Below are 22,187 nucleotides of genomic sequence, written 5' to 3' on the forward strand. Positions count from 1 at the left end.
TTCCTGCTAAATGGTTAGTGCTTGCTCTTCGTGTAACCCTTTAGCTTCACTCATTACTTTGGCAATAAGGCGAATAATAACAGCAGTTACTAGCAACATTAAATCCCCATCAGAGACATCAAAGAAAAAGCTCATTTCTTCGGCTTGAAAAGTTAGAGCTGGTCCCATTAGAAGCCCGTCAAAAATACTAGCTAGAACGAATAATATAAGTAGGTTAGCTGTCTGTTTGAAGCATTTAACGTTTTCCAGAGTGAAGATCATTCCATCGCGATATAGGCGAAATAGCTGAATTAATTGCCACAGCATTAGCGAGGCGATAAGCACCGTTATGTTTGATACGGCAAAGCCCAAAATAGCAGACGTTGTAGTTAGAGGTAGTGGAATGTCATGGTTGAATTGCGCGACGAAATTTCCGGAGCCATCTGAAAAAGCGGTGTTAAACCAAAGAAAAGCGTTAAAGATAGGGTTGATTATCAACGCCACCCATAAGCAAATGAGTAAGCGTTGACTAAGTGTACGTATTCCATCGAGGTTGTTCATTGTTGATCTCCAGATTTGCAGTTATCTATCGTTGATGGTCAGATATTATGCGAGAGTTAAATGTAGATCAATAATTATTTATCGTAAAACGATAAATAATTGCCGTTTATTATTATGAAGTAATGGGTCAGTGATAGGTTCTCTTGACAAACACCATAGCGATGCCACCGAGGATAATGCTACTTATCAGACCATCGCGGAAGGTTAGTGACTCATTGAGTAGTAGTGATCCTAACGCCAAGGCAATCGCTGGCACAGAGAGCTGGCTAACGGCGGCTTGCAGCAAGCTTATCTTTGACATCACGTGATACCACAGCAGATATCCCAATGCTGAAGTGACTGCGCCCGATAGGACGGCAAGTATGACTCCGGTAAAATCGGAAGTAGTAAACTCAGTCAGAGGCAGTAAAAGTAAGCCAATAAAAGCAGCGGCAATAAACCCCCATGTTGTACCGATTGTTGCTGTTGGGGCTCGTTTACCAAGCGCGGTAAAAATCGCCCAAGCAATACCGGCGCCAACCATCATCAGGGCAGAAAGTAGGTCTGGTTGGCTTGCCGAGGGCAGCATTAAGCAAACAAATCCTGCCAGCGAGATGGCCATGCCTAATACCTCAAAGCGATTAAAGCTATGTTCTTGGTACCAATGCAGCAGCAATAAAGACAATTGCACTGCCCCAAACAAAAGTAGCGCACCGCTGCCAGCGGTCAGCTCAAGATAAGCAAACGAGAACAGCGCCGCGTAAATAAATAAGCTGAGTCCGGCATAGAGGGAGAAACGCAACGATACGGACTCGGAGCCAAACTGCCAGTGGTTTTTCCAAACCATGATAAGTGCCAACGTGATAGCCCCAGACCATAAACGCAACAAGGTGAAACTGGCGGGGTCAATCAACCCCTCTGCTAAAGCTAGCCGACACAAAATTGAATTTGCAGCAAAGGCAAGCATGGTTAGTGCAATGGTGGGCAAGTGAGACATTCGCTGTCCAAATCGTCTGTATGGGTATGCTGGAGTGTAGCAGTAATCGTCGATGCTAATTAGTTGATAGGATGATTACTTATTCTCAATTTGGTCGAGTGATAATCCCAAACGAGTGTTCGAGTTGCTAGAGAATAAAATGCCGAGTAATAGAAATACCAGATAACAAAAAAGCTGTCCGAGGACAGCTTTTGATAACGCGATAAGTGTTTAGTCGAAATGAGTGGCAAACTGTTTGGCTGAGTAGGCGACACGTTCTTCAGGTGTCGGGTAACGAGCCGGTGTGCCAAGGCTTTCGATATGGCGAAGTCGCGGTAACAAGCCCGCACCATTGGCGATTTGAATCGCCAAGCCTGGTCGAGCATTAAGCTCAAGTACCATTGGGCCTTCTTCTTTATCCAGCACCATATCGGTGCCCATGTAACCTAGCCCTGTCATTTCCCAAGCACTAGACGCGAGCACCAGCAGCTTTTCCCAGTGGGGGACTTGCAGTGTCATTAAGTCTTTGCCGGTATCGGGATGATGACTTATCGGGCGGTCAAACTGCACCGCACGGATCGCGCGACCCGTCGCGATATCTAAGCCGACCCCAACCGCACCTTGGTGTAAGTTTGCTTTACCATCGGATGCAGCGGTAGAACAACGCATCATTGCCATCACAGGGTAACCTTTAAACACGATGATACGCACATCGGGCACACCTTCATAACTGAAGCCGTCGAAACAGTTATCAAACTTTATCAGGTTCTCAACTACCGCGACGTCGTTTTTACCACCAAGCGAGAACAGACCTGCTAACGCATTACTGATGTGGCGTTCAACATCTTCTTTATTGATGCTCGAACCGGATGGTTTGGTGTAACTGCCATCTTTGTGCGATGTGATGACTAAAATACCTTTACCACCACTGCCTTGAGCGGGTTTGATAACAAACCCTGGCCAATCTTTCACCATTTCGTGAATCTTAGGCACATCGGCTTGGTTGCTGATCACACCGATCAGTTTAGGTACCGTGGCCCCCGCAGCTTCTGCGATAATCTTAGTTTTGAGCTTATCATCAACCAACGGGTACTTAGAGCGATCATTGTATCGACCAATGTAACTGTGGTTACGTTGGTTCATGCCCATAATGCCTTTGTGCTTTAGCTTAAAAGGCGAGGTGTAGCGTTCTCTAAGTCGAGATAGAAACATGGCTTACTCCCCATCAACTAATGGCTTAAAGCGACGCAACTCTGTCAAACGGTAACCAGTGTATGTACCAAGCAGCAAGATACAAGCCAGTACAACGAGCTGCAAACCAATAAAGTTAAAGGTTAGGTGCTGAACGTAAGAGTTCGTCATTGCGAGATAAACCAGTACCGACGTCATCAATGAGCCACCGCCTTGCATCACAACTTCTTTCGGGCCTTCCTCTTCCCATAGAATCGACATGCGTTCGATAGTCCAAGACAAGATGATCATTGGGAAGAAAGTAATCGACAGACCTTCGGTCAAACCAATCTTAAACGCCACTACCGTGAAGACCGAAATGATCATGATCACTGTGATGATCACCGCAGAGATACGGGCGACTAACAGCAAGTTGAGTCGGGACAGATAACTTCGTATGACAAGACCCGTACCGACAATCAGCAGGAAGCCTACGATACCAGTCAACAGCTGAGTCTGGACAAACGCAACCGCGATCAGCACTGGCATAAATGTACCGGATGTTTTTAAACCGATGATGACGCGTAAGAACACCACGATAAGCGCACCAATCGGGATCAGCATAATCGTCTTAAACATCGCTTGCTCTTCAAGCGGTAAACTATGAATAGACAAGTTAAGCAGGGCGTCAGCTTCGACTTTATCTCGGGTCGCCTGTTGAGGTGATACTTCTTGTGCAATCATAGAGAAGTGCACTTGACTGTTTTCACCACCCACTAAATCGAGTAGCGAGATGTTCGATTCATCCCACACAAGGATATTTGGAGAAATCGCTTGGTCAGCGGTTTTAGGGTTAAATAACTGCCAGTTGCTGCCATCCCAAACTTGGTTCATTGGTTCGATAGTTTGGCGACGACGGCCATCTTCTAACTCAACCACGCCAGCAATCTTACTTGGGATTTTGTTGTAGGCGAGGATCTTATCTACCGCCTCAACGCGTGACATGTTATTGAGGATCAATGCTGCGTTTTGGCTATCACCATCGTTCAGTTGCTTAATTAGCTCACGAGTAAAAGTGATGTCATCAGCAGAGCGTTTGTTGGCACGCTCAGTTAACGCAATGACTGCCGCTTCGGTAGGGCCATCAAAAGTTGGTGCGCTTATTTCAGGATTAGGCGGAATAGGTGACACCTTGGCTTGAGGGTCAACTAAAAACTGGACTTTATAGTAGATGGTTTGCGCACCAGAGGCATGGCGAATAGACCATTCAGCACGACGACCTTGCTCATTGTTGGCATAGGCGACACCATAGCCAGCAGATGAAGAGTTTTCACTAATCTTAGTAAACCCAGTTTGAGTATCAGGCACCGCCAGCGATGCTTTGACCGACTTACCATCCGCATCAAACTGCACTCGTGCTTCGATGTCCCAAACTTGTCGAGTTTCACCGGGTGTCCACGGCACACCGTAGCTTTGGTGGCGGAAAATACTAAGGGCAGCACCTACACCTATTAGTAGGGCAACAAAGATATATAAAGGAACCTTGGAAGTCATAATAAGCCTTATTGGTTTTATTCTGCTTCAGACTGAACGTATTTCTTACTCACGTCTACAACGGCGATGTCCTGAATAAATTCACGACCTAAGAGTACAGGATGACTCATTTGCGAGCGGTCTGCCAACGTAAACTGTGCTTTTTCATGGATTTTGCCAACTTTAACCCAAAGTTCAACCACTGCACGTCGCTCTACTTCTGAATTCGTCGATTGGCGAATTTTCACGAACTTGACGATAGGCGCTTCGATCCAATTGTTGTCATCTGATGGTGTATTTTCATCAGAAAGATGGAAGCGAACCCACTTCTTACCATTGCGCTCAAATTCTTCAATATCGACCGCGTTAAGAGAAGAGGTCGCAGCCCCCGTATCAACACGTGCATCAAAGGTTTGTTTGATTGAGTCAATAGTTACTCGCTCGATTGCACCGAGTACAACGCCATGTGTCGGGGTAGGTGGGGTTGGAGTTGCAACTGGCGCCACGTAGTTTTGCTGTTGCGCTGAGATTTTCGCCAGCGTAATAGTCTGCATATCAATGGTTTTGTCTTGCAGACGTTGGATTTCTTTCTCAAGGCTTTGAATATATTCTGCCTGTTGTTCTACTTGGCTACCGAGCGTCGTGATCTGAGCGTTCAGATTGGTTTCCACCGCTTGGATGGCTGACAGTGTCTGCTGATGGTTTTGAGTGCTATTTGTTAGGGTGCAGCCAGATAGCAAAGTAAGAGCTACCAAAGGTGTTAATCGGATGAACATTAAAATGCCTACGTTTCTTATTTGTTTTCTATCGTTTGAATTCTTGCGCGCAGAACCAAGCGATAATGGTATGAGTTAATTAACGTTTTTAATTTTAGACCAAGGTATACAAAACCTCATAGCAGAACTTCAAAAAGTTGTGGCAAGTGCAGAAGGAATAACCTAAGTCTTTCTCCTCAAATGATAAAAAGCGGAGTAAAAGTATTGATTGACCCATCAATAGTCCACTTAAGGCTTTTTGAGGCATAAAAAAACGAGGATGCCAAAAACATCCTCGCTAGGTTACTGATATGAAAATCAAATTGAGTTAAATCCATGTCAATAATTGATATTACTGAGTTGGATTTATTTGAATGACTTATGGTTTAGTTGCAACCAATACAGCTCGACGTGGCGCTGGGTGACCTTCAACCGTTTTACTTGGATCATTGGCATCTAAGTAGTCAGGCAGTGAGTTGTGCGTCATCCAATCGGTGGTGCGTTGCTCATCGGTTGAGGTGATGTTTTCATCCACAATGCGAACATCAACAAAGCCGACTTGCTCTAACCATACTTTCAAAGCCTTGGCCGATGGGAAGAAGTAGACGTTACGCATTTGTGCGTAGCGATCCACAGGCACTAATACAGAAGTCTCATCACCTTCGATGACTAGAGTTTCAAGCACAAGTTCACCACCAGACACTAACTGATCTTTAAGTTGGATCAGGTGATCCAGTGGTGAGCGGCGATGGTAAAGCACACCCATGCTAAATACGGTGTCGAAGGCTTCCAGTTTTGGCAGTTGTTCAATGCCTAACGGCAGTAAGTGAGCGCGTTGATCGTCGCCCATCATTTTACGAATCGCTTCAAACTGAATTAGGAATAGGTGCGATGGGTCGATACCGACAGTAAGACGAGCGCCCTCGCCAAGCATGCGCCACATGTGGTAGCCGTTGCCGCAACCCACATCCAACACGCTACGGTTTTTCAGTGGCGAGATATGTGGAAGAACGCGATCCCATTTCCAATCACTGCGCCACTCGGTGTCAATGTGGATACCGTGTACGTGGTAAGGACCTTTGCGCCATGGGTGGAACGTACGCAGCAAGTTCTCAAGCTTTTTCAACTCACCGGTGTGCATTGGCTCGTTGTTCGAGATAGTCACTGACTCTTTGATATCGATGTTATCTGGCGTGCCAGCCGGAATTTTATTGAGCGCACGTAGCCAGCGATCAAAGTCACCGTGCTCTGCGTTTTGCCAGTCGGTCAGTTGCTGTGGCAATACATTTAGCCATGGCTGCAGACGCGTATCTTGGGCGATAAGTTGGTAGAAATTGGCAAAATTAAACATAGTTCGTGAATCGCTGAATAGTGTGAATCAAATAAAGTTTGTCATTCCCTACGGTGAGGGACGAACGTGATAGGGAATCTTGTTTCACCGTATCATTGTGGGGTGAGATCCCCAACTCGCTCGTTCCTCGCTCTTGAGGATGACGATTTTTACTATCCTCGCTCTTGAGGATAACAATATTAAGTCATACTGCCGCTTTTGAGAGCCGCAATATTTAGTTATACCACTGCTCTTGAGCGCCGCAATATTAAGTCATACCGCCGCTCTTAAGAGCCGCTATATTAAATCATGTCGCTCGCTATTTAATCGCGAACATTGAACCAAAGTTAAAGCACTGGAACCATACATCGAAGCTGCTAAACCCAATTTTGGCAAAGCGCTCTTTGTGCTCTCGTTTTGAGTCTGGACGCATTACGTTTTCAATTGCACTGCGTTTTTGGCTGATTTCTAACTCGCTGTAGCCGTTAGCGCGCTTAAAGTCGTGGTGCAGATCAATCAGCAGTTCATTAGCAATCGCATCTTCAAATACGTACTTTTCAGACAGAATCAAAATGCCACCAGGTCGAAGCCCCGCATAGATCTTTTCTAATAGTGTGTAGCGATCCGCTGGTGATAAAAATTGCAACGTAAAGTTCAATACCACCACAGATGCATCGACAATCTCGATGTTACGAATGTCAGCTTCAACAACGTCAACTGGTGTGTCACTGCGGTAAGCATTAACGTGAAGCTTACAGCGTTCCACCATCGCAGAGGAGTTATCGACAGCGATAATTTTGCAGCCTTCTTGTTGGATATGGCGACGCATCGACAGTGTCGCCGCTCCTAGAGAGCAACCAAGGTCATAGACATTGCTGTGGGGTTTGACAAAGCGTTCTGCCAACATGCCTATGGCGGAGATAATGTTGCTATAGCCCGGGACAGAGCGTTGAATCATATCGGGAAAGACTTCCGCGACACGTTCATCAAACGTGAAGTCACCAATTTTGTCGATTGGCGCCGAAAAAATGGTATCAGGGTTGCTCTTTGGGTTCATCGTTCTATCTCTTGCTACTTACAGCCAGCACTAAAAGGGCGCGTATTTTATGAAAATTTCGCGCCCATGTCATGTGTTGCGTCAAGCCAATCAATAACGCCAGTTAAAACATACTGATTTGCGACTGCCCATCTATCGCAGGGAAAAGGGCGAGTGGCGAGAGTGCTACCTTGTCTGCTAGCGCTTTATAGAGTTGGAGTGCTAACTCTGGAGCCAAGGCATTATCAGGGGTGTGAATCATTAAATAAGGCTGTTTTCCTTGGTTTATCCACTCAGGCAGCTTAGTTAACCAAGGTTTAAAAAAAGAGAGGTTCGCATCGAGCTCTGGATGGCCGATAAAACGGATCATAGGGTGGTTAGCCGTTGAGATTGCGTGTACGGGGACGCGTGGTTTTTTCTGCTGGGCATCAATGATCACTTCATTGTTTGGCTCAGCGGCAAACACCGGTCGACTGTCCATAATAATGCGATCAATTCCCGCTTCGATAAGCCAATGGTTGAAGCGTTTTTCATCCTCATTTTTGGCAAAGTAACCAAGATGACGTACCTCAATGCCTAGTGGAAAATTTGGTGGAAACAGAGCGCAAAATTTTTGCAGTGTCGGCAGGTCAGCGGGTGTAAACGCTGCGGGCAATTGAATCGTCCATTGACCGATTCGTTCATGTAATGGGGCCATCACATGCATAAATTCCTTTAACTGGGCTTGGCAACCTTTGAGCATTTGCTGATGGGTAATGGCCTTGGGTAGTTTAAAAGTAAAGCGAAAGTTATCATGACTAGCCGCATACCAGTTACGTACTGTGATGAGATTCGGTGTGGCGTAAAAGGTCGTATTGCCTTCCACGGTATGAAAGACACTGGCGTATTTTTCCAACCTCTCAGCGGGCTTAGTGCCACTGCCGTAGAAGCTTTGTTGCCACTGATTATGTGACCACATGGTTAAACCAAGTCGAAGGGGTAGGTCAGTCATCTTGATTCTGTTTAATTTCCTTGTTTCGCCGCGACAATCAAATTGCTAAAAATTCCTAGTTAAAGCGGGTTTAACAATCCTCGCTCAAGCTTATATCTTACGCTATAATCGCTGCCAATTTTTACTATTGATGGGCTTTTACCCTTTTGCTGGTTTAAAAAGCATCAATAGAGAGTAAATCGCAATAAATTGTATGCTGAATGGTCGATTTTGTGCGGCTTTCAGCGTATAAATGGAACTTTGGTCTGCTAATATTTTTCCTCTTAGCAGACAGTATTATCAATATTTAGAGAGATTGGGAATTTCATTATGCGTACCCATTACTGTGGTCACCTGAACAAGTCCCTTGCAGGACAAACTGTAGAACTATGCGGCTGGGTTAATCGCCGTCGTGATTTAGGCGGTCTTATTTTTATCGATATGCGAGATCGTGAAGGCGTTGTTCAGGTAGTTGTCGATCCAGATATGGCGGATGCTTACAAAGTAGCAGAGCAACTACGTAATGAATTCTGTATCAAACTAACTGGTGAAGTTCGCGCACGTCCTGACAGCCAAGTAAATGCTGGCATGGCGACTGGTGAAGTTGAGATTCTGGCTACAGGTCTTGAAATCATTAACCGCAGCGACGTTCTACCTCTAGACTTCAACCAAAAGAACTCTGAAGAACAACGTCTAAAATACCGTTACCTAGATCTTCGTCGCCCAGAAATGAGTGATCGCATCAAACTACGTGCTAAAGCATCAAGCTTTGTACGTCGCTTCCTAGATGACAACGGTTTCCTAGATATTGAAACGCCAGTACTGACTAAAGCAACACCAGAAGGTGCTCGTGACTACCTAGTACCAAGCCGTGTACACAAAGGCAGCTTCTACGCACTACCTCAATCACCACAGCTATTTAAACAGCTGCTAATGATGTCTGGTTTTGACCGTTACTACCAAATCGTTAAGTGTTTCCGTGACGAAGATCTACGTGCTGACCGTCAACCAGAGTTCACTCAGATCGATATTGAAACGTCATTTATGACGGCTGAGCAAGTACGTGAAGTGACTGAAAACATGGTTCGCGATATGTGGCAAGAGCTACTAAACGTAGACCTAGGTCAGTTCCCTGTAATGCCATTTAGCGAAGCGATCCGTCGTTTTGGTTCTGATAAGCCAGACCTACGTAACCCACTAGAGCTAGTAGATGTTGCAGATCTTGTGAAAGATGTCGACTTCAAAGTGTTCTCTGGCCCAGCTAACGATGAGAAAGGTCGCGTTGCGGTTATCCGTGTACCAGGTGGTGCTGAGCTAACTCGTAAGCAAATCGACGGCTACGCAGAGTTTGTCGGTATCTACGGCGCGAAAGGTCTAGCATGGATGAAGGTTAACGACCGTGCAGCTGGCATGGAAGGTATCCAATCTCCAGTGGCTAAATTCCTAAGCGAAGAAGTGATCAACGGCATTCTAGATCGCACTCAAGCTGAATCTGGCGACATCATCCTATTCGGCGCAGATCGTGCAAACATCGTTGCTGAAGCACTGGGTGCTCTACGTCTTAAACTAGGTAAAGATCTAGGTCTGACTAACGAGAACTCTTGGGCGCCACTATGGGTTGTTGACTTCCCAATGTTTGAAGAAGACGACGAAGGCAACCTACATGCGATGCACCACCCATTCACTTCGCCTCTAGGCTTAACGGCTGAAGAACTAAAAGCGAACCCTGCATCTGCAAACTCTAACGCTTACGACATGGTTCTAAACGGCTACGAAGTGGGCGGTGGTTCTGTACGTATTCACAACGCTGAAATGCAAGCGGCAGTATTTGATATCCTAGGCATTGATGCAGACGAGCAAAAACTGAAGTTTGGCTTCCTGCTAGAAGCTCTGAAGTTTGGTACACCGCCACACGCAGGCCTTGCGTTCGGTCTAGACCGTCTAGTGATGCTGCTATGTGGTACTGAAAACATCCGTGATGTTATCGCATTCCCTAAAACTACCGCGGCGGCGTGTCTACTTACAGACGCTCCAAGCGTTGCAAACCCAGCAGCACTTGAAGAGCTAGCAATTGCTGTAACGGTTGCAAAAGAGAAAGCTGCAGAGTAACTAACGTTGCTAATCAAATAGCTAAAAGCCACTTCTTGAAGTGGCTTTTTTCGTTTAAGTGCACAGCGCCTTTAATACTAGGCTTGAGAATGTTGTTTAATAAAGTCGTGTGGGTAGAGAAACAGTGTCCGTTGCTTGAGGTAGTCAAACCATTGCAAACCGTCTGAGCGCTGCAACATATCGATGATCGAGTCATCCTCAATAAAGACATGTCCCATTTCCCACTCTTGGTACATTCGTTGTGTGAGCTCGGATTCCAATAAGGTGGTGACGTTACTGTGTCTTGTATCGGATGCGATCACTTTATATAGCTCATCAATCACGTGATTCTCCCCTTCAATATATTGAATAAAGCCTCCAGAATGGGAGATAAGAAATCCGGTGATATTAAGTTTGGCGTTTTTTTCTATTGCGGCTTTGAGTAGCGTGTTGATATCTATACTGCCAAGCGTGGCGTGACTGCGGTATAAAATAAACTTCATCGACGTTTCCTTTTGTTTTTATACATCAAAGAGTCGGCAATCTTGATGGTCTTGAACAGGTCGAAATCTTTGTTGTATGTCCAACCGACACTGTATTGGATGTCATTTCCCAACTGTCTACTGACTCGTTCCGTGAGTTGGTGAGGTTCAATATGGTTATTGAGTAGAATGACGACAAACTCATCGCCACCGTAGCGAAAAACAAAATCACTCACACGGACAGACTCAATCAGCACTTTTGAAAACGCTTGCAATGTCTGGTTGCCGACTTCGTGCCCGTGGCGATCATTCAACTGTTTAAAGTTATCTAAGTCAAAGAAAAACAACAGGAAACTCTCTTGAGAAAGGCGTTTGTCAAGCGACTTCAAATAGTCAAAAGAGAGTGCCCCAGTTAAACTGTCTTTGATGCTGAAATCTTTCATGATGCCAGTGTTAAACTCAATCAACTCGATATACCTTAATCCCATCTTTTGATAGGTTTGGCCATCAAGCGTTAAGTTAAAAGCAAATCGTGCGGTGTGGTGTAAGATATCGATTTTTTTATCGATAGTGCGGTTAGTAATATGGTTTTGATTGAGGAGTTTTTGCTCGCAACTTACGTCGCTCATTAGATAACAGAGCACATCAAAAGCGTAACAGATGTCGTTGAGTTCAAGATCGGGTAATTGCTCAGCCAAATAAAGCCTGATCCTTGAGGCTTGTCTGACTAAATCACTCTCTATGGTACCGCCAAATTTGGAGTACGTCTTCTCCACCTATTTTCCCCACATGACTAGCATCAATAATGCAACATTTTGAGTATAGTGTGGCTAATGAGCGAATGGGATAGCCGGAATAAAATATCAACGGATAGTTTATTTAATAGGGGTTATCGCATTGAAAAATGTGTCTTTTGTCTCATTTTAGTGCAAGTGAATGCAGTGTTTACCCGAGTTACGTCAAGGTGTTTGGTTCAGCGAGAATGTCTTGGTCTACAGACAAGGCGACAAGCGCGTATAACGATGGCAGATAGTCTGTTTTAGCCAGAGGGCGCCAATGCCTCCCTCCAGCCGAAGTGTTTTCTCTAAGCTTTTTTAAGGCAGTTTTATCTCTTTCCACTCTCCCGGCTGTAAATCGCCAAGTGCAATATCGCCAATTGAAAAACGAATTAAGCGCAGAGTAGGAAAGCCGATGTGAGCCGTCATTCGACGCACTTGGCGGTTACGGCCTTCAATAATGGTAATGGCTAACCAAGTTGTAGGGATGTTTGCGCGAAAACGCACTGGAGGATTGCGCTCCCACACTTGCGGTTCAGGCATGATGTCGACTTTTGCTGGCAGTGTCATGCCATCTTTCAGTTCGACACCTTGACGCAGTTTGTCTAAGTCAGCCTCTGTTGGGGCGCCGTCCACTTGAACCCAGTAGGTTTTTGGAGACTTAGATTGCGGCTGAGTCAGTTTGGCTTGCAAGATGCCATCATTCGTGAGCACTAACAAGCCTTCGCTATCGCGATCAAGACGACCAGCAGCGTAGACATCTTTAACAGAAATAAAGTCTGCGAGGGTTTTACGGCCGTCACCATCGGTGAACTGGGTGAGGGTGTCAAACGGCTTGTTAAAGACAATCACCTTCCGATCTTCAGGCTTCACTCTTGGCTTGTTTGAAGTGCTTTTCTTGCGTCTAGAAGAAGAGCTCTGGTTGGGCTTACCGAACTTGTCTGATTGTTTGAAACGTTTTGTCGTACGTTGAGTGGATTTATTTGAAGACGGACGACTTGAACGTGCCTGCATGTTAACTACCCTGCAATTTTGTAAATAAAATGTATTGTTCGGTTTAAAGGTTTTACGGTTTAAGCTATTATTTGCGCGCCAAATTCTGGATTGGCGCACACAATGTTGTACACGATAATAGACTATTATCTTGGTTTTGTTTAATTATAACTATGCAAGCTCCAGAAACGTTTGCTTGGATATAGATCTCATGGACTCTGCTCGTACGCTTGCAGAGATAAAAAAGAGACAGACAAATCGCGACAAGTGAGGGGATGAAGCATTAGCTTGTAAGCGACCACAAACCCAGAGCCATTCATCCGACAGGCTTTGGTTGAACAATAGGGAAATTTCATGCCTACAGAAAAACCGACAATTATCTATACCATCACTGATGAAGCACCAGCTCTAGCGACTTACTCTCTATTGCCAATTATCCAGTCATTTACAGCTTCTTCAGGTATTGACGTTGATACTCGTGATATCTCTCTTGCTGGGCGAATTATTGCTAACTTCCCAGAGCATTTGACTGAAGAACAGCGCATCGGTGATGCTCTTGCTGAGCTAGGTGAGCTCGCAACAACACCCGATGCAAATATTATCAAACTACCGAACATTTCAGCTTCCGTGCCTCAGTTGCACGCAGCAATTAAAGAACTTCAAGCGAAAGGCTACAACTTACCAAACTACCCTGAAGAGCCACGTACTTACGAAGAAGAAGCCATTAAAGCTACTTACGATAAAATCAAAGGTAGTGCGGTTAACCCAGTACTTCGTGAAGGTAACTCTGACCGTCGTGCGCCACTTTCAGTGAAGAACTACGCTAAGAAAAATCCACATTCTATGGGCGCATGGTCAAAAGACTCCTTGTCCCATGTTGCCAGTATGAGTGACAAAGATTTCTTCGGTAGCGAGAAATCAACCACCATCAATGGCGCGACAAAAGTTTCGATTGAGTTTGTTGGTCAAGACGGCACAGCGAAGCAGTTGAAAGCGCCTTTTGCGCTGCAAGATAAAGAAATTATCGACAGTTCAGTGATGAACAAGCAAGCTTTGATTGCCTTCTTTGAAGAGCAAATTGAAGAAGCGAAAACGCAAGACGTGCTGCTTTCTCTACATATGAAGGCCACCATGATGAAAGTGTCGGATCCGGTGATTTTTGGTCATGCGGTGAAGGTGTACTACAAAGAGGTGTTTGCCAAATACGGCCAGCTGTTTGACGAGCTTGGCGTTGATGTGAACAATGGCGTTGGTGACGTTTATGCCAAGATCGCTACCTTGCCGGAAGCACAAAAAGCAGAAATTGAAGCGGCACTGTTGGCGGTTTATGAAAAGCAACCACCACTGGCGATGGTGGATTCTGACCGCGGCATTACTAACCTTCATGTCCCAAGCGATATCATCGTCGATGCCTCAATGCCAGCCATGCTAAGAGCATCTGGTCAAATGTGGGGACCTGATGGTAAGCAGAAAGACACTAAAGCTCTGATCCCAGATCGCTGCTATGCAGGAATCTACCAAGCGGTCATCGACTTCTGTAAAGAAAATGGTGCGTTTGACCCAACTACTATGGGCAGTGTGCCAAACGTTGGTCTAATGGCACAAAAAGCGGAAGAATACGGCTCTCATGATAAGACGTTTATTCTAGATGCAGCGGGTACCGTTAGTGTGGTCGACGCAAATGGCAATACGTTGCTTGAACAAGCAGTAGAGGAAGGTGATATCTTCCGTATGTGCCAGGTTAAAGATGCGCCAATCCAAGATTGGGTGAAGCTTGCAGTGACGCGTTCTCGTGCCACTGGTGCGCCAGCGGTGTTCTGGTTAGACGAAGCGCGAGCGCACGACGCTGAACTAATCAAGAAAGTGAATGCTTACCTGCCAGAGCATGATACTGACGGTCTAGAAATCAAGATCTTGGCACCTGTCGAAGCTTGCCAATACTCGTTAGTTCGTATCAAAGAAGGTTTGGATACGATTTCAGTCACGGGTAACGTTCTACGTGACTACCTAACCGATCTATTCCCAATTCTTGAGTTGGGCACATCGGCGAAAATGCTCTCAATTGTGCCACTTATGAATGGTGGTGGTCTGTTTGAGACAGGCGCTGGTGGCTCTGCTCCTAAGCACGTGCAACAAGTGGAAAAAGAAAACCACCTACGCTGGGACTCGCTAGGTGAGTTCTTGGCGCTTGCGGCATCTTTAGAACACTTGAGCACCGTGACAGGTAATGCGAAAGCGCAAGTGTTGGCGGATGCTCTGGATAAAGCGACAGGGGAGTTATTGGATAACAACAAGTCTCCTTCACGTAAAGTGGGTGAGCTTGATAACCGTGGTAGTCACTACTATCTCGCGACATACTGGGCTCAAGCGCTGGCAACACAAACTGCCGATGCAGATCTTGCTGCACAGTTTGCTCCGATTGCTGAGGCGTTAGCGAGTAATGAAGATAAGATCGTGACTGAACTCAATGATGCTCAAGGTGTGAAAGGCGATTTGGGTGGCTACTATGCGCCTGAGTTTGCTAAGGCGTCATCGTTGATGCGTCCTAGTGCAACCTTAAATGCGATCATCAATGGTTAGTGGTTGAATAGGCTCGGCTGTCGCTGAGCCTAATAATGCATAAATTCTAAGTAAAAAACCCGCCTGTTGGCGGGTTTCATTGTTCTACATCGGCAGCGTTTATTTTGCTGGCAGTGCTTCCAGCGGCGTTACTACACTAGCGTGATATCCTTTAGGACCTTCTTCTACTTCGAACACTACTTGTTGGCCAGCTTTCAGAGTACGATAACCGTCCATCTGGATAGTCGAATAATGTGCGAACACATCACTGTCTTCCCCTTCCGGACAAATAAAACCAAATCCTTTGGCGTTGTTAAACCATTTTACTGTACCTGTAGCCATGCTATACATCCCTCATGCATATAGTTGTTAGTTACCTGATTGGCTGCACTCCTGTACGCCAATTCGCTAAGTGAATATCCATTCAAGCGCTGCCGAAATTTCAATCACTTATTTTCCAGAGTAGTCAATGCGCGAGCACAGTCAATAGTAAAAAGGTATTACTTGCTAAATATTTGAATACAAACTTGCTTCATCTTTTACATTATAATAACCGCGTTTACTGTGGTAGCATCAAAAAGTGAGAAGATTGATAGGCTTTTGTTGTTAATTTAATCAGTTTCGGTTTTACGTTCGTAAGATGTGTAAAAAGAAAGAAATGTTTTATTTGCAGCGATACAATTGCTAGATTAGTCTCTAAGTATGGGCGTTTTTAACTGCTTGTGCTTTTTGCTCTTATTAAGAGATTTATCCATCTTTTCCGTACAGCGAAGTGTTAAAATAACAGCGAAACTATCTAAACAATACGTATCATGAGCAAACATTTTGAATGGGTAACTCCAGACTCAGATCTACTGGAGTTAGAGAAAACAGCGGTTAAACCGCCGTCGATGTACAACGTTGTGTTAAACAACGACGACTACACGCCAATGGATTTTGTGATTGAAATTCTTGAGCGCTTCTTTTCAATGGATATAGACAAAGCAACACAAGTGATGCTTCAGGTTCACTATGAAGGTAAAGCTGTTTGTGGCACCTTTACCGCAGAAGTAGCAGAAACGAAAGTAGCCCAAGTTACAATGTATTCAAAGGAAAATGAGCACCCACTACTGTGCACAATGGAACAAGCTTAAAGCTTGGCCGAACAATTACAATTAGGTTGTTCTTTTAGGAGGTCCTTATGCTGAATAAAGAGTTAGAGTCGAGTCTCAACGGCGCATTTGCTCGCGCACGAGATAAAAGACATGAGTTTATGACTGTCGAGCACCTCCTGCTAGCGTTACTAGAGAACGACGCTGCTCGAGACGCGCTTGCAGCCTGTCAAGCTGATATTGATGCCTTACGCAACGAGCTTGACGTATTTATCGATCAAACCACCCCTTTAATTCCTGAAAACGACGAAACTCGTGAAACCCAGCCGACATTGAGCTTCCAGCGTGTATTACAACGCGCCGTATTCCATGTTCAATCGTCTGGACGCAGCGAAGTGACTGGCGCTAACGTGCTTGTGGCTATTTTCAGTGAGCAAGAGTCTCACGCGGCGTACCTTTTGAAGAAAAACGATGTTAGCCGCTTAGATATTGTTAACTTTATTTCTCACGGCATTACCAAAGCTTCTGGATCAAACGATGAATCTTCCTCTGATTCATTCAGCAACGAAGCGCCTGCGGAAGAGGCAAACGGTGAAGAACGTCTCGAGAGTTTTGCCACTAACCTTAACCAAGTTGCGAAGAAAGGTCAGATTGATCCATTGATCGGACGTGACAAAGAGCTTGAAAGAACAATTCAAGTGCTTTGTCGCCGCCGTAAAAATAACCCGCTGTTAGTGGGTGAAGCTGGGGTAGGTAAAACTGCAATTGCGGAAGGTTTAGCATGGCGCATTGTTGAAGGACAAGTGCCAGAGATCATTAAAGACAGCGTGATCTACTCATTAGATATCGGTTCGCTGCTGGCGGGTACTAAGTATCGCGGTGATTTTGAAAAGCGTTTCAAAACTATTTTGAAGCAGCTTGAAAAAGAAGATGACGCGATTCTATTTATTGATGAAATTCATACCATCATTGGTGCGGGCGCGGCGTCGGGTGGTCAGGTAGATGCCGCGAACTTAATTAAACCGCTACTAAGTAGTGGTAAGTTACGCTGTATCGGTTCGACGACTTACCAAGAGTACAGCAACATTTTTGAGAAAGAGCGTGCATTGTCACGTCGTTTCCAGAAAATTGATGTAGTTGAACCTTCGATTGACGATACGACTAAGATCCTAATCGGTCTTAAGCCTAAATACGAAGCCCACCACGAAGTGCGTTACACCAACAAAGCGCTGCGTGCTGCGGTAGAGCTATCAGCCAAGTATATCAATGAGCGTCATCTGCCAGATAAAGCGATTGATGTGATTGATGAAGCAGGGGCGAGAAGTCGCCTTGCACCAGCAAGTCGCCGTAAGAAAACGGTCGGTGTTGCAGATATCGAAGCGATGGTCGCGAAGATGGCGCGTATTCCAGAAAAATCGGTTTCTTCGTCTGATAAAGAAGTACTGCAAACGCTTGATCAGAAGATGAAGATGCTGGTGTTTGGACAAGATGGCGCGATCGATGTACTCACGGAAGCGATCAAACTGACGCGTGCAGGCTTAGGTGCAGAAAACAAACCAGTGGGTTCGTTCTTGTTTGCAGGTCCTACGGGTGTCGGTAAAACGGAAGTTACAGTACAACTTTCTAAACTGCTAGGCATTGAACTGCTGCGTTTCGATATGTCGGAATACGGTGAACGTCACTCTGTGAGCCGCTTGATTGGTGCGCCTCCAGGTTATGTTGGTTATGACCAAGGTGGCTTGTTGACTGACGCGGTGATCAAACATCCTCACTCAGTGGTATTGCTGGATGAGATTGAGAAAGCGCACCCAGATATCTTTAACTTGCTGCTGCAAGTTATGGATAACGGTACGCTAACTGATAACAACGGACGCAAAGCCGATTTCCGTAACGTTATTCTGGTTCTGACCACCAACGCAGGTGTGCAGGAAACAGAAAAACGTTCAATTGGCTTGGTTCAACAAGACCATGCGCCTGATGCGATGGCGGAAATCAAGAAGGTATTCACTCCAGAGTTCCGTAACCGTCTCGACAACATCATGTGGTTCAATAGCCTAGATGAGCAAGTGATTGCTCAAGTTGTTGATAAGTTCATTGTTGAGCTACAAGCCCAGTTGGATGCACGTGGTGTATCTCTGGAAGTGGCCGATGAAGCTCGCCAATGGTTGGCGGTGAAAGGTTACGACAAAGCGATGGGTGCACGTCCAATGGGACGAGTTATCCAAGAGCAGTTGAAGAAACCGCTGGCTAACGAGCTTCTGTTTGGCTCATTAGTCGATGGTGGCACGGTACGTGTTACCTTGAAAGGTGACGAGCTTAAGTTCCAATTTGATAAAGAAGCGGAACCTGTGCACTAATCACTGAGATGAAACTAAAAAGCCAGAGCAAAATGCTCTGGCTTTTTTTATCCCGTGCCAACTTAGTTAAGATGTGCTTTGACAGCCTGATAGGCCAACTCTACGGCTTCAGGGATTGGCTGCTCCACTTGAAACCCTTTTGCTGGGTAGTTCTTAATACGCTCAAAATCGCCTAACATGGCCTCAACAACGGTAAACAACTCGATATCTTCGCTGAAGTAGTCAGCAAACGTCTGTTTCGTCGAGCTAACGGCGACATAGTCGACAGTATGCGGCCACTGTTTTAAGAATGTCGCGTAGGCTCGTCTTTCCATGTAGGGCTTTTGCACCAGAATAAAGCGGCGAAAATCCAAATTGAGCTTGTTACATAGTTCAGCACTAAACTGAACGTTTTCACCACTATTCGTAGATTGGTTTTCGATAATAATATCGCGACTCGGTACACCCATATCTCGCGCGATGGCGGCAAATGTGTCGGCTTCGCTTTGCTCAAATACGCCTTCGGTCAGTCGTCCTAAGCCGCCTGAAAACAGGAGCTTGTCGGCCAAACCTTGCTGATATAAAGCCACGGCATGTTCCGCAACACGGACGTCATTGCTACCTAATACCAGAATACAATCGGCTTGCTCAATCTGATGGTCAAGTTGCATATAGTGCCACAGTGTTTCAATGTGCTGATAGAGTTTCACATTTGCCTCTCTAGATGATTTCAAGCGTATGCTGAAAATGAAATTTGTAACCCAGTTCGCTTAGTTTGTCAGCGCGAATATGCTTGTCTGCATCATGCACAAGCGGGGGGAGCGTGAGCGCTTGACCACTGCGTTCAACAGCAGTGCGGTAAAACTCCGCCTTGCTGGTGGTGTTGGGTGTGGTGGCATTGACCACTTGGTTATCGATATGAAAAGCAGCATAGCTGACACTACCAATCGCATCTGTGAGGTGAAGCATGTTGGCAGGGGCCTGATCGCTCACTTGTTTTAAATGGGTGACAAAACGGGAAGGGTGGCGATTTGGACCGACTAATCCGCTACAACGGACGATAGCAAACTCGATACCACTATCAATCAGCGCTTGTTCAGCTTGCAACATAATGAGCGCATTGGTCGAGAACTGATCGCTACTTTGAGCTTGCGCCAGCGTCGCCATCTCTTCCGACATACTCTCAGCTCGATTTGGATACACGGTGGTTGAACTGACCATCACCACTTTCTCAACTTTGAGCGTTTTTGCCGCATCAACCAGATGTTGCCAAAATTGAGCGTACTCATCGCCATTACCACGACGAAACCCTGGGGGAAAGCAACCAATAAGCATTTGCGGCTGGAAAGAGGCAAAGGCGGAGGCGGCTGATGAAGCGCCCTGAGCAAGGTCGACGACAATAGCCGGTATATCGGATGTCGATGCTTGTTTGGCACCTTCCAATGAGGTTTTGGTCACGACAACGCTATGACCTAAGTTGGCAAGATATTGACTAAGGGGTAGACCTAGCCATCCGCCGCCGACGATTCCGATTCGTTTCATGTAGCGCTCCTATTGTTACTCGCTTGCATCGCGTAACTCTCTCAGCCTTTGACGAAAGTAGTTATGTGCAGGGCAGCTATTGACACTTTGATGCTGAATAACATCAATATTGGCTTGCCACGCCAAATTTTCAAATTGAGAGCGTAAGCGAATGAGTTTGTCGCTTGCAATATCACTTTGTGCAAGATGTTTGGGCAGCATGCCCCACCCAAAGCCGCTAGCGACAAGCTCCATCAACATAAAGTAACTATCAGCAAACCACACATCTGGGCTAAAGGCTTGTTGAAAACTACTCATCTCACTGGTTTTTGAGCGTATCACGACTTGCCGATGTAATCGAAGCATATCTAGGTGAGGTATGGTTTCGGTGGCAAGTGGATGGTCTTTGCTGACATAAACATCAAACTCGACACCACCAAGACCTTCAAAATCGACGTTGTCATCTAAAGAGGCCTCACTAAACATGATCCCCATCGTAGCGCGTTGATCAATCACTAGCTGACGAATATCAATACTCGATGCCGCTAAGCACTCAAAACGTAGAGTCGGGTAGCGCTTAATCACATCTTTCAGCGCTTGTGACAACTGAGTTAACGGGATGCCCTCATCAATGGCGAGAGTAATGTCTTGATGAGAAGTTTGCTCTAGCTGTTTGGCGCAGTGAAATAGCCTACGATGCTGGATCAATGAGGCTTTGGCATAGGGCAGCAGTCTTTGCCCATCCGCCGTGAGGATAGGATAGCGACCAGCTCGATCGAAGAGCTCGACACCACAATCGATCTCGAGGTTCATAATGTGCTGACTAATCGCGGATTGCACTTTGTTTAAGTGACGTGCAGCGGCAGAAAACGAACCCTGCTCAACGGTGGTCACAAAAGCTTCTAACTGGTCAATGCTAAACATATCACTTTTTAAGATGGTACCTAACTTTTTGCCATCATAAATACAGATGATAATAAGTGCAAATTGCAGAACATTGAGAGAAACACAATGCAAACTAAAGAGCGCATTTTCCATGCCATCACATTTGAAGCGATTGCCTTGGCGATTATTGTCCCATCAGCCGCCCTGCTAACTGGTAATGCAACTGGGGAATTAGCGATTGTCGGAATTGGTATGAGCCTGTTTACCGTGGTTTGGAACTACTTCTATAACATTCTGTTTGACCGTTGGTTTGGCAGTGATAGAAGCAACCGTTCATTGGCAAAGCGAGTGGGTCATACTTTTGGATTTGAAGGTGGGTTAATCTTCTTTACCGTACCAACTATTGCATGGTTCTTACAGATTAGTCTGTGGGGAGCTGTGTTAATAGAAGCTGGATTTTTGATCTTCTTCTTTTTCTACGCGACGGGATTCAACTGGGCTTATGACCGCGTTCAGCCATACAAGTGGTTGTTTAATCGCAAAGCGAATGCGATGGTATAGCGAGAGAGATAACAAAAGAGCACCGTTAGGTGCTCTTTTGCGTTTGGATTAGTGACGACTGCTGAGAACGCGCAGAATTTTATCTGCGTGCTCGGCAACTTGAATACCTTCATCAGTTAAGTAACCACCATCAGGTAGTGTACATAGCCCCTTCTCATATAGACGTGCCACAGCTTGTTGCATTTCCTCTGATGCGTCGCTGTGAACTTTAATGCCAGTAGCTGCGCTACTAAGATCGAATTGCAGTAGCAAATTTAAATCAGAAAGATGTTCTGGCAAATATTTCATGGTTTGTTCCTTATAGTTAGTACCCGTTCAAATTACTTCGAATGCTGTGATGAAACAACGTAATCAAGCGAGATTTGTTAGGCAGCCCATAAAAGTAGAATTTTGCATAACAAACCACTTTATTATGAAAAATTAGCCTAAAGCGAAGAAAATGCCAACATTATACATTATGGTTTTATCTAAATGGTTGTAAATATTAAATAATTTTAAGGTATTGCATTTTTGGTTTGGCGAATTTAGCCGTCACATTTTGCGTAAAACTATGTGTAATTAGTCGCGTTACAAACATTTTTAGTTAACGACAAAAATAGGGCTTGA

General features: G+C 45.4%; 21 protein-coding genes. 5 read left to right on the forward strand and 16 right to left on the reverse strand.

Features of this window, described 5'->3' with window-relative positions:
- Positions 1-6 precede the first annotated feature (6 nt).
- The 8 genes from GZK95_RS04880 to GZK95_RS04915 all read right to left on the reverse strand — a co-directional run bounded on the left by GZK95_RS04880 (position 7) and on the right by GZK95_RS04915 (position 8,310).
- Entirely contained in the window at positions 7-540 is a 534-nt protein-coding gene (locus GZK95_RS04880) for a DUF2975 domain-containing protein (protein WP_075714040.1), read from the reverse strand.
- Positions 541-667: 127 nt separating this feature from the next.
- Positions 668-1,516 (reverse strand): DMT family transporter, encoded by an 849-nt coding sequence (locus GZK95_RS04885; protein ID WP_151148864.1) that lies wholly within the window; start codon positions 1,514-1,516, stop codon positions 668-670.
- A 210-nt stretch (positions 1,517-1,726) separates the two neighbouring features.
- Positions 1,727-2,707, reverse strand: a complete 981-nt coding sequence (locus GZK95_RS04890; protein WP_075716274.1) for an alpha-L-glutamate ligase-like protein — start codon at positions 2,705-2,707, stop codon at positions 1,727-1,729.
- 3 nt (positions 2,708-2,710) lie between these two features.
- Positions 2,711-4,219: an inactive transglutaminase family protein gene (locus GZK95_RS04895; RefSeq protein ID WP_075716275.1), complete on the reverse strand. Its 1,509-nt coding sequence runs from the start codon at positions 4,217-4,219 to the stop codon at positions 2,711-2,713.
- 17 nt (positions 4,220-4,236) lie between these two features.
- On the reverse strand, positions 4,237-4,974 hold the full coding sequence (locus tag GZK95_RS04900) for an ATP-dependent zinc protease family protein (protein ID WP_075709150.1): 738 nt from the start codon (positions 4,972-4,974) through the stop codon (positions 4,237-4,239).
- A gap of 358 nt (positions 4,975-5,332) precedes the next feature.
- Complete coding sequence (cmoB, locus tag GZK95_RS04905) at positions 5,333-6,304, reverse strand: tRNA 5-methoxyuridine(34)/uridine 5-oxyacetic acid(34) synthase CmoB (protein WP_075716276.1); 972 nt, start codon at positions 6,302-6,304, stop codon at positions 5,333-5,335.
- A gap of 298 nt (positions 6,305-6,602) precedes the next feature.
- Positions 6,603-7,340 carry a carboxy-S-adenosyl-L-methionine synthase CmoA gene (cmoA, locus tag GZK95_RS04910; RefSeq protein WP_075716277.1) on the reverse strand — a complete coding sequence of 246 codons (738 nt, stop codon included), beginning with the start codon at positions 7,338-7,340 and terminating at the stop codon, positions 6,603-6,605.
- Positions 7,341-7,443: 103 nt separating this feature from the next.
- A complete protein-coding gene (locus GZK95_RS04915; RefSeq protein ID WP_075716278.1) occupies positions 7,444-8,310 on the reverse strand; it encodes a DUF72 domain-containing protein in 867 nt (288 codons plus the stop codon).
- 309 nt (positions 8,311-8,619) lie between these two features.
- Here GZK95_RS04915 and aspS point away from each other — a divergent pair, with 309 nt between their 5' ends.
- Positions 8,620-10,398 (forward strand): aspartate--tRNA ligase, encoded by a 1,779-nt coding sequence (gene aspS, locus GZK95_RS04920; protein ID WP_075716279.1) that lies wholly within the window; start codon positions 8,620-8,622, stop codon positions 10,396-10,398.
- A 77-nt stretch (positions 10,399-10,475) separates the two neighbouring features.
- Here aspS and GZK95_RS04925 read toward each other — a convergent pair whose 3' ends face one another.
- From GZK95_RS04925 to GZK95_RS04935, 3 genes are all read right to left on the reverse strand, one after another.
- Positions 10,476-10,880: a BLUF domain-containing protein gene (locus GZK95_RS04925; RefSeq protein ID WP_075716280.1), complete on the reverse strand. Its 405-nt coding sequence runs from the start codon at positions 10,878-10,880 to the stop codon at positions 10,476-10,478.
- On the reverse strand, positions 10,877-11,635 hold the full coding sequence (locus GZK95_RS04930) for a GGDEF domain-containing protein (protein WP_139312653.1): 759 nt from the start codon (positions 11,633-11,635) through the stop codon (positions 10,877-10,879). Before GZK95_RS04930 ends, GZK95_RS04925 begins: the two co-directional genes overlap by 4 nt.
- 318 nt (positions 11,636-11,953) lie before the next feature.
- Positions 11,954-12,649: a pseudouridine synthase gene (locus GZK95_RS04935; RefSeq protein ID WP_075716281.1), complete on the reverse strand. Its 696-nt coding sequence runs from the start codon at positions 12,647-12,649 to the stop codon at positions 11,954-11,956.
- Positions 12,650-12,982: 333 nt separating this feature from the next.
- Between GZK95_RS04935 and GZK95_RS04940 the strand changes: the two genes are divergently transcribed.
- Positions 12,983-15,208 (forward strand): NADP-dependent isocitrate dehydrogenase, encoded by a 2,226-nt coding sequence (locus tag GZK95_RS04940; RefSeq protein ID WP_075716282.1) that lies wholly within the window; start codon positions 12,983-12,985, stop codon positions 15,206-15,208.
- Between the two features lie 99 nt (positions 15,209-15,307).
- On the opposite strand, the gene cspD is transcribed toward GZK95_RS04940, so the two are convergent.
- The gene (gene cspD, locus GZK95_RS04945) at positions 15,308-15,529 is read right to left on the reverse strand and encodes a cold shock domain-containing protein CspD (protein WP_075709159.1); all 222 of its coding nucleotides are present in this window, start codon (positions 15,527-15,529) and stop codon (positions 15,308-15,310) included.
- 470 nt (positions 15,530-15,999) lie between these two features.
- On the opposite strand from cspD, the gene clpS reads away from it, so the two are divergent.
- Together clpS and clpA are read left to right on the forward strand one after the other, a co-directional pair.
- Complete coding sequence (gene clpS / locus GZK95_RS04950; protein WP_075709160.1) at positions 16,000-16,320, forward strand: ATP-dependent Clp protease adapter ClpS; 321 nt, start codon at positions 16,000-16,002, stop codon at positions 16,318-16,320.
- A gap of 47 nt (positions 16,321-16,367) precedes the next feature.
- A complete protein-coding gene (gene clpA / locus GZK95_RS04955) occupies positions 16,368-18,635 on the forward strand; it encodes an ATP-dependent Clp protease ATP-binding subunit ClpA (protein WP_075709161.1) in 2,268 nt (755 codons plus the stop codon).
- A gap of 62 nt (positions 18,636-18,697) precedes the next feature.
- Here clpA and GZK95_RS04960 read toward each other — a convergent pair whose 3' ends face one another.
- From GZK95_RS04960 to GZK95_RS04970, 3 genes are read right to left on the reverse strand one after another with little or no spacing between them, the layout of a single operon-like run.
- Positions 18,698-19,285, reverse strand: coding sequence for a YdcF family protein (locus GZK95_RS04960; protein WP_075716284.1), 588 nt, complete (start codon positions 19,283-19,285; stop codon positions 18,698-18,700).
- A 49-nt stretch (positions 19,286-19,334) separates the two neighbouring features.
- A complete protein-coding gene (locus GZK95_RS04965; RefSeq protein ID WP_075716283.1) occupies positions 19,335-20,156 on the reverse strand; it encodes an NAD-dependent epimerase/dehydratase family protein in 822 nt (273 codons plus the stop codon).
- A 15-nt stretch (positions 20,157-20,171) separates the two neighbouring features.
- Positions 20,172-21,059 carry a LysR family transcriptional regulator gene (locus GZK95_RS04970; RefSeq protein WP_075716285.1) on the reverse strand — a complete coding sequence of 296 codons (888 nt, stop codon included), beginning with the start codon at positions 21,057-21,059 and terminating at the stop codon, positions 20,172-20,174.
- A gap of 87 nt (positions 21,060-21,146) precedes the next feature.
- Here GZK95_RS04970 and GZK95_RS04975 point away from each other — a divergent pair, with 87 nt between their 5' ends.
- A complete protein-coding gene (locus GZK95_RS04975) occupies positions 21,147-21,581 on the forward strand; it encodes a PACE efflux transporter (RefSeq protein WP_075709163.1) in 435 nt (144 codons plus the stop codon).
- Positions 21,582-21,629: 48 nt separating this feature from the next.
- Here the strand turns inward: GZK95_RS04975 and GZK95_RS04980 are convergent, their stop codons facing one another.
- Positions 21,630-21,869: a TIGR02647 family protein gene (locus tag GZK95_RS04980; protein WP_075709164.1), complete on the reverse strand. Its 240-nt coding sequence runs from the start codon at positions 21,867-21,869 to the stop codon at positions 21,630-21,632.
- Positions 21,870-22,187: the final 318 nt, after the last annotated feature.

Source organism: Vibrio panuliri (genome assembly GCF_009938205.1).
Classification (GTDB): Bacteria; Pseudomonadota; Gammaproteobacteria; order Enterobacterales; family Vibrionaceae; genus Vibrio; species Vibrio panuliri.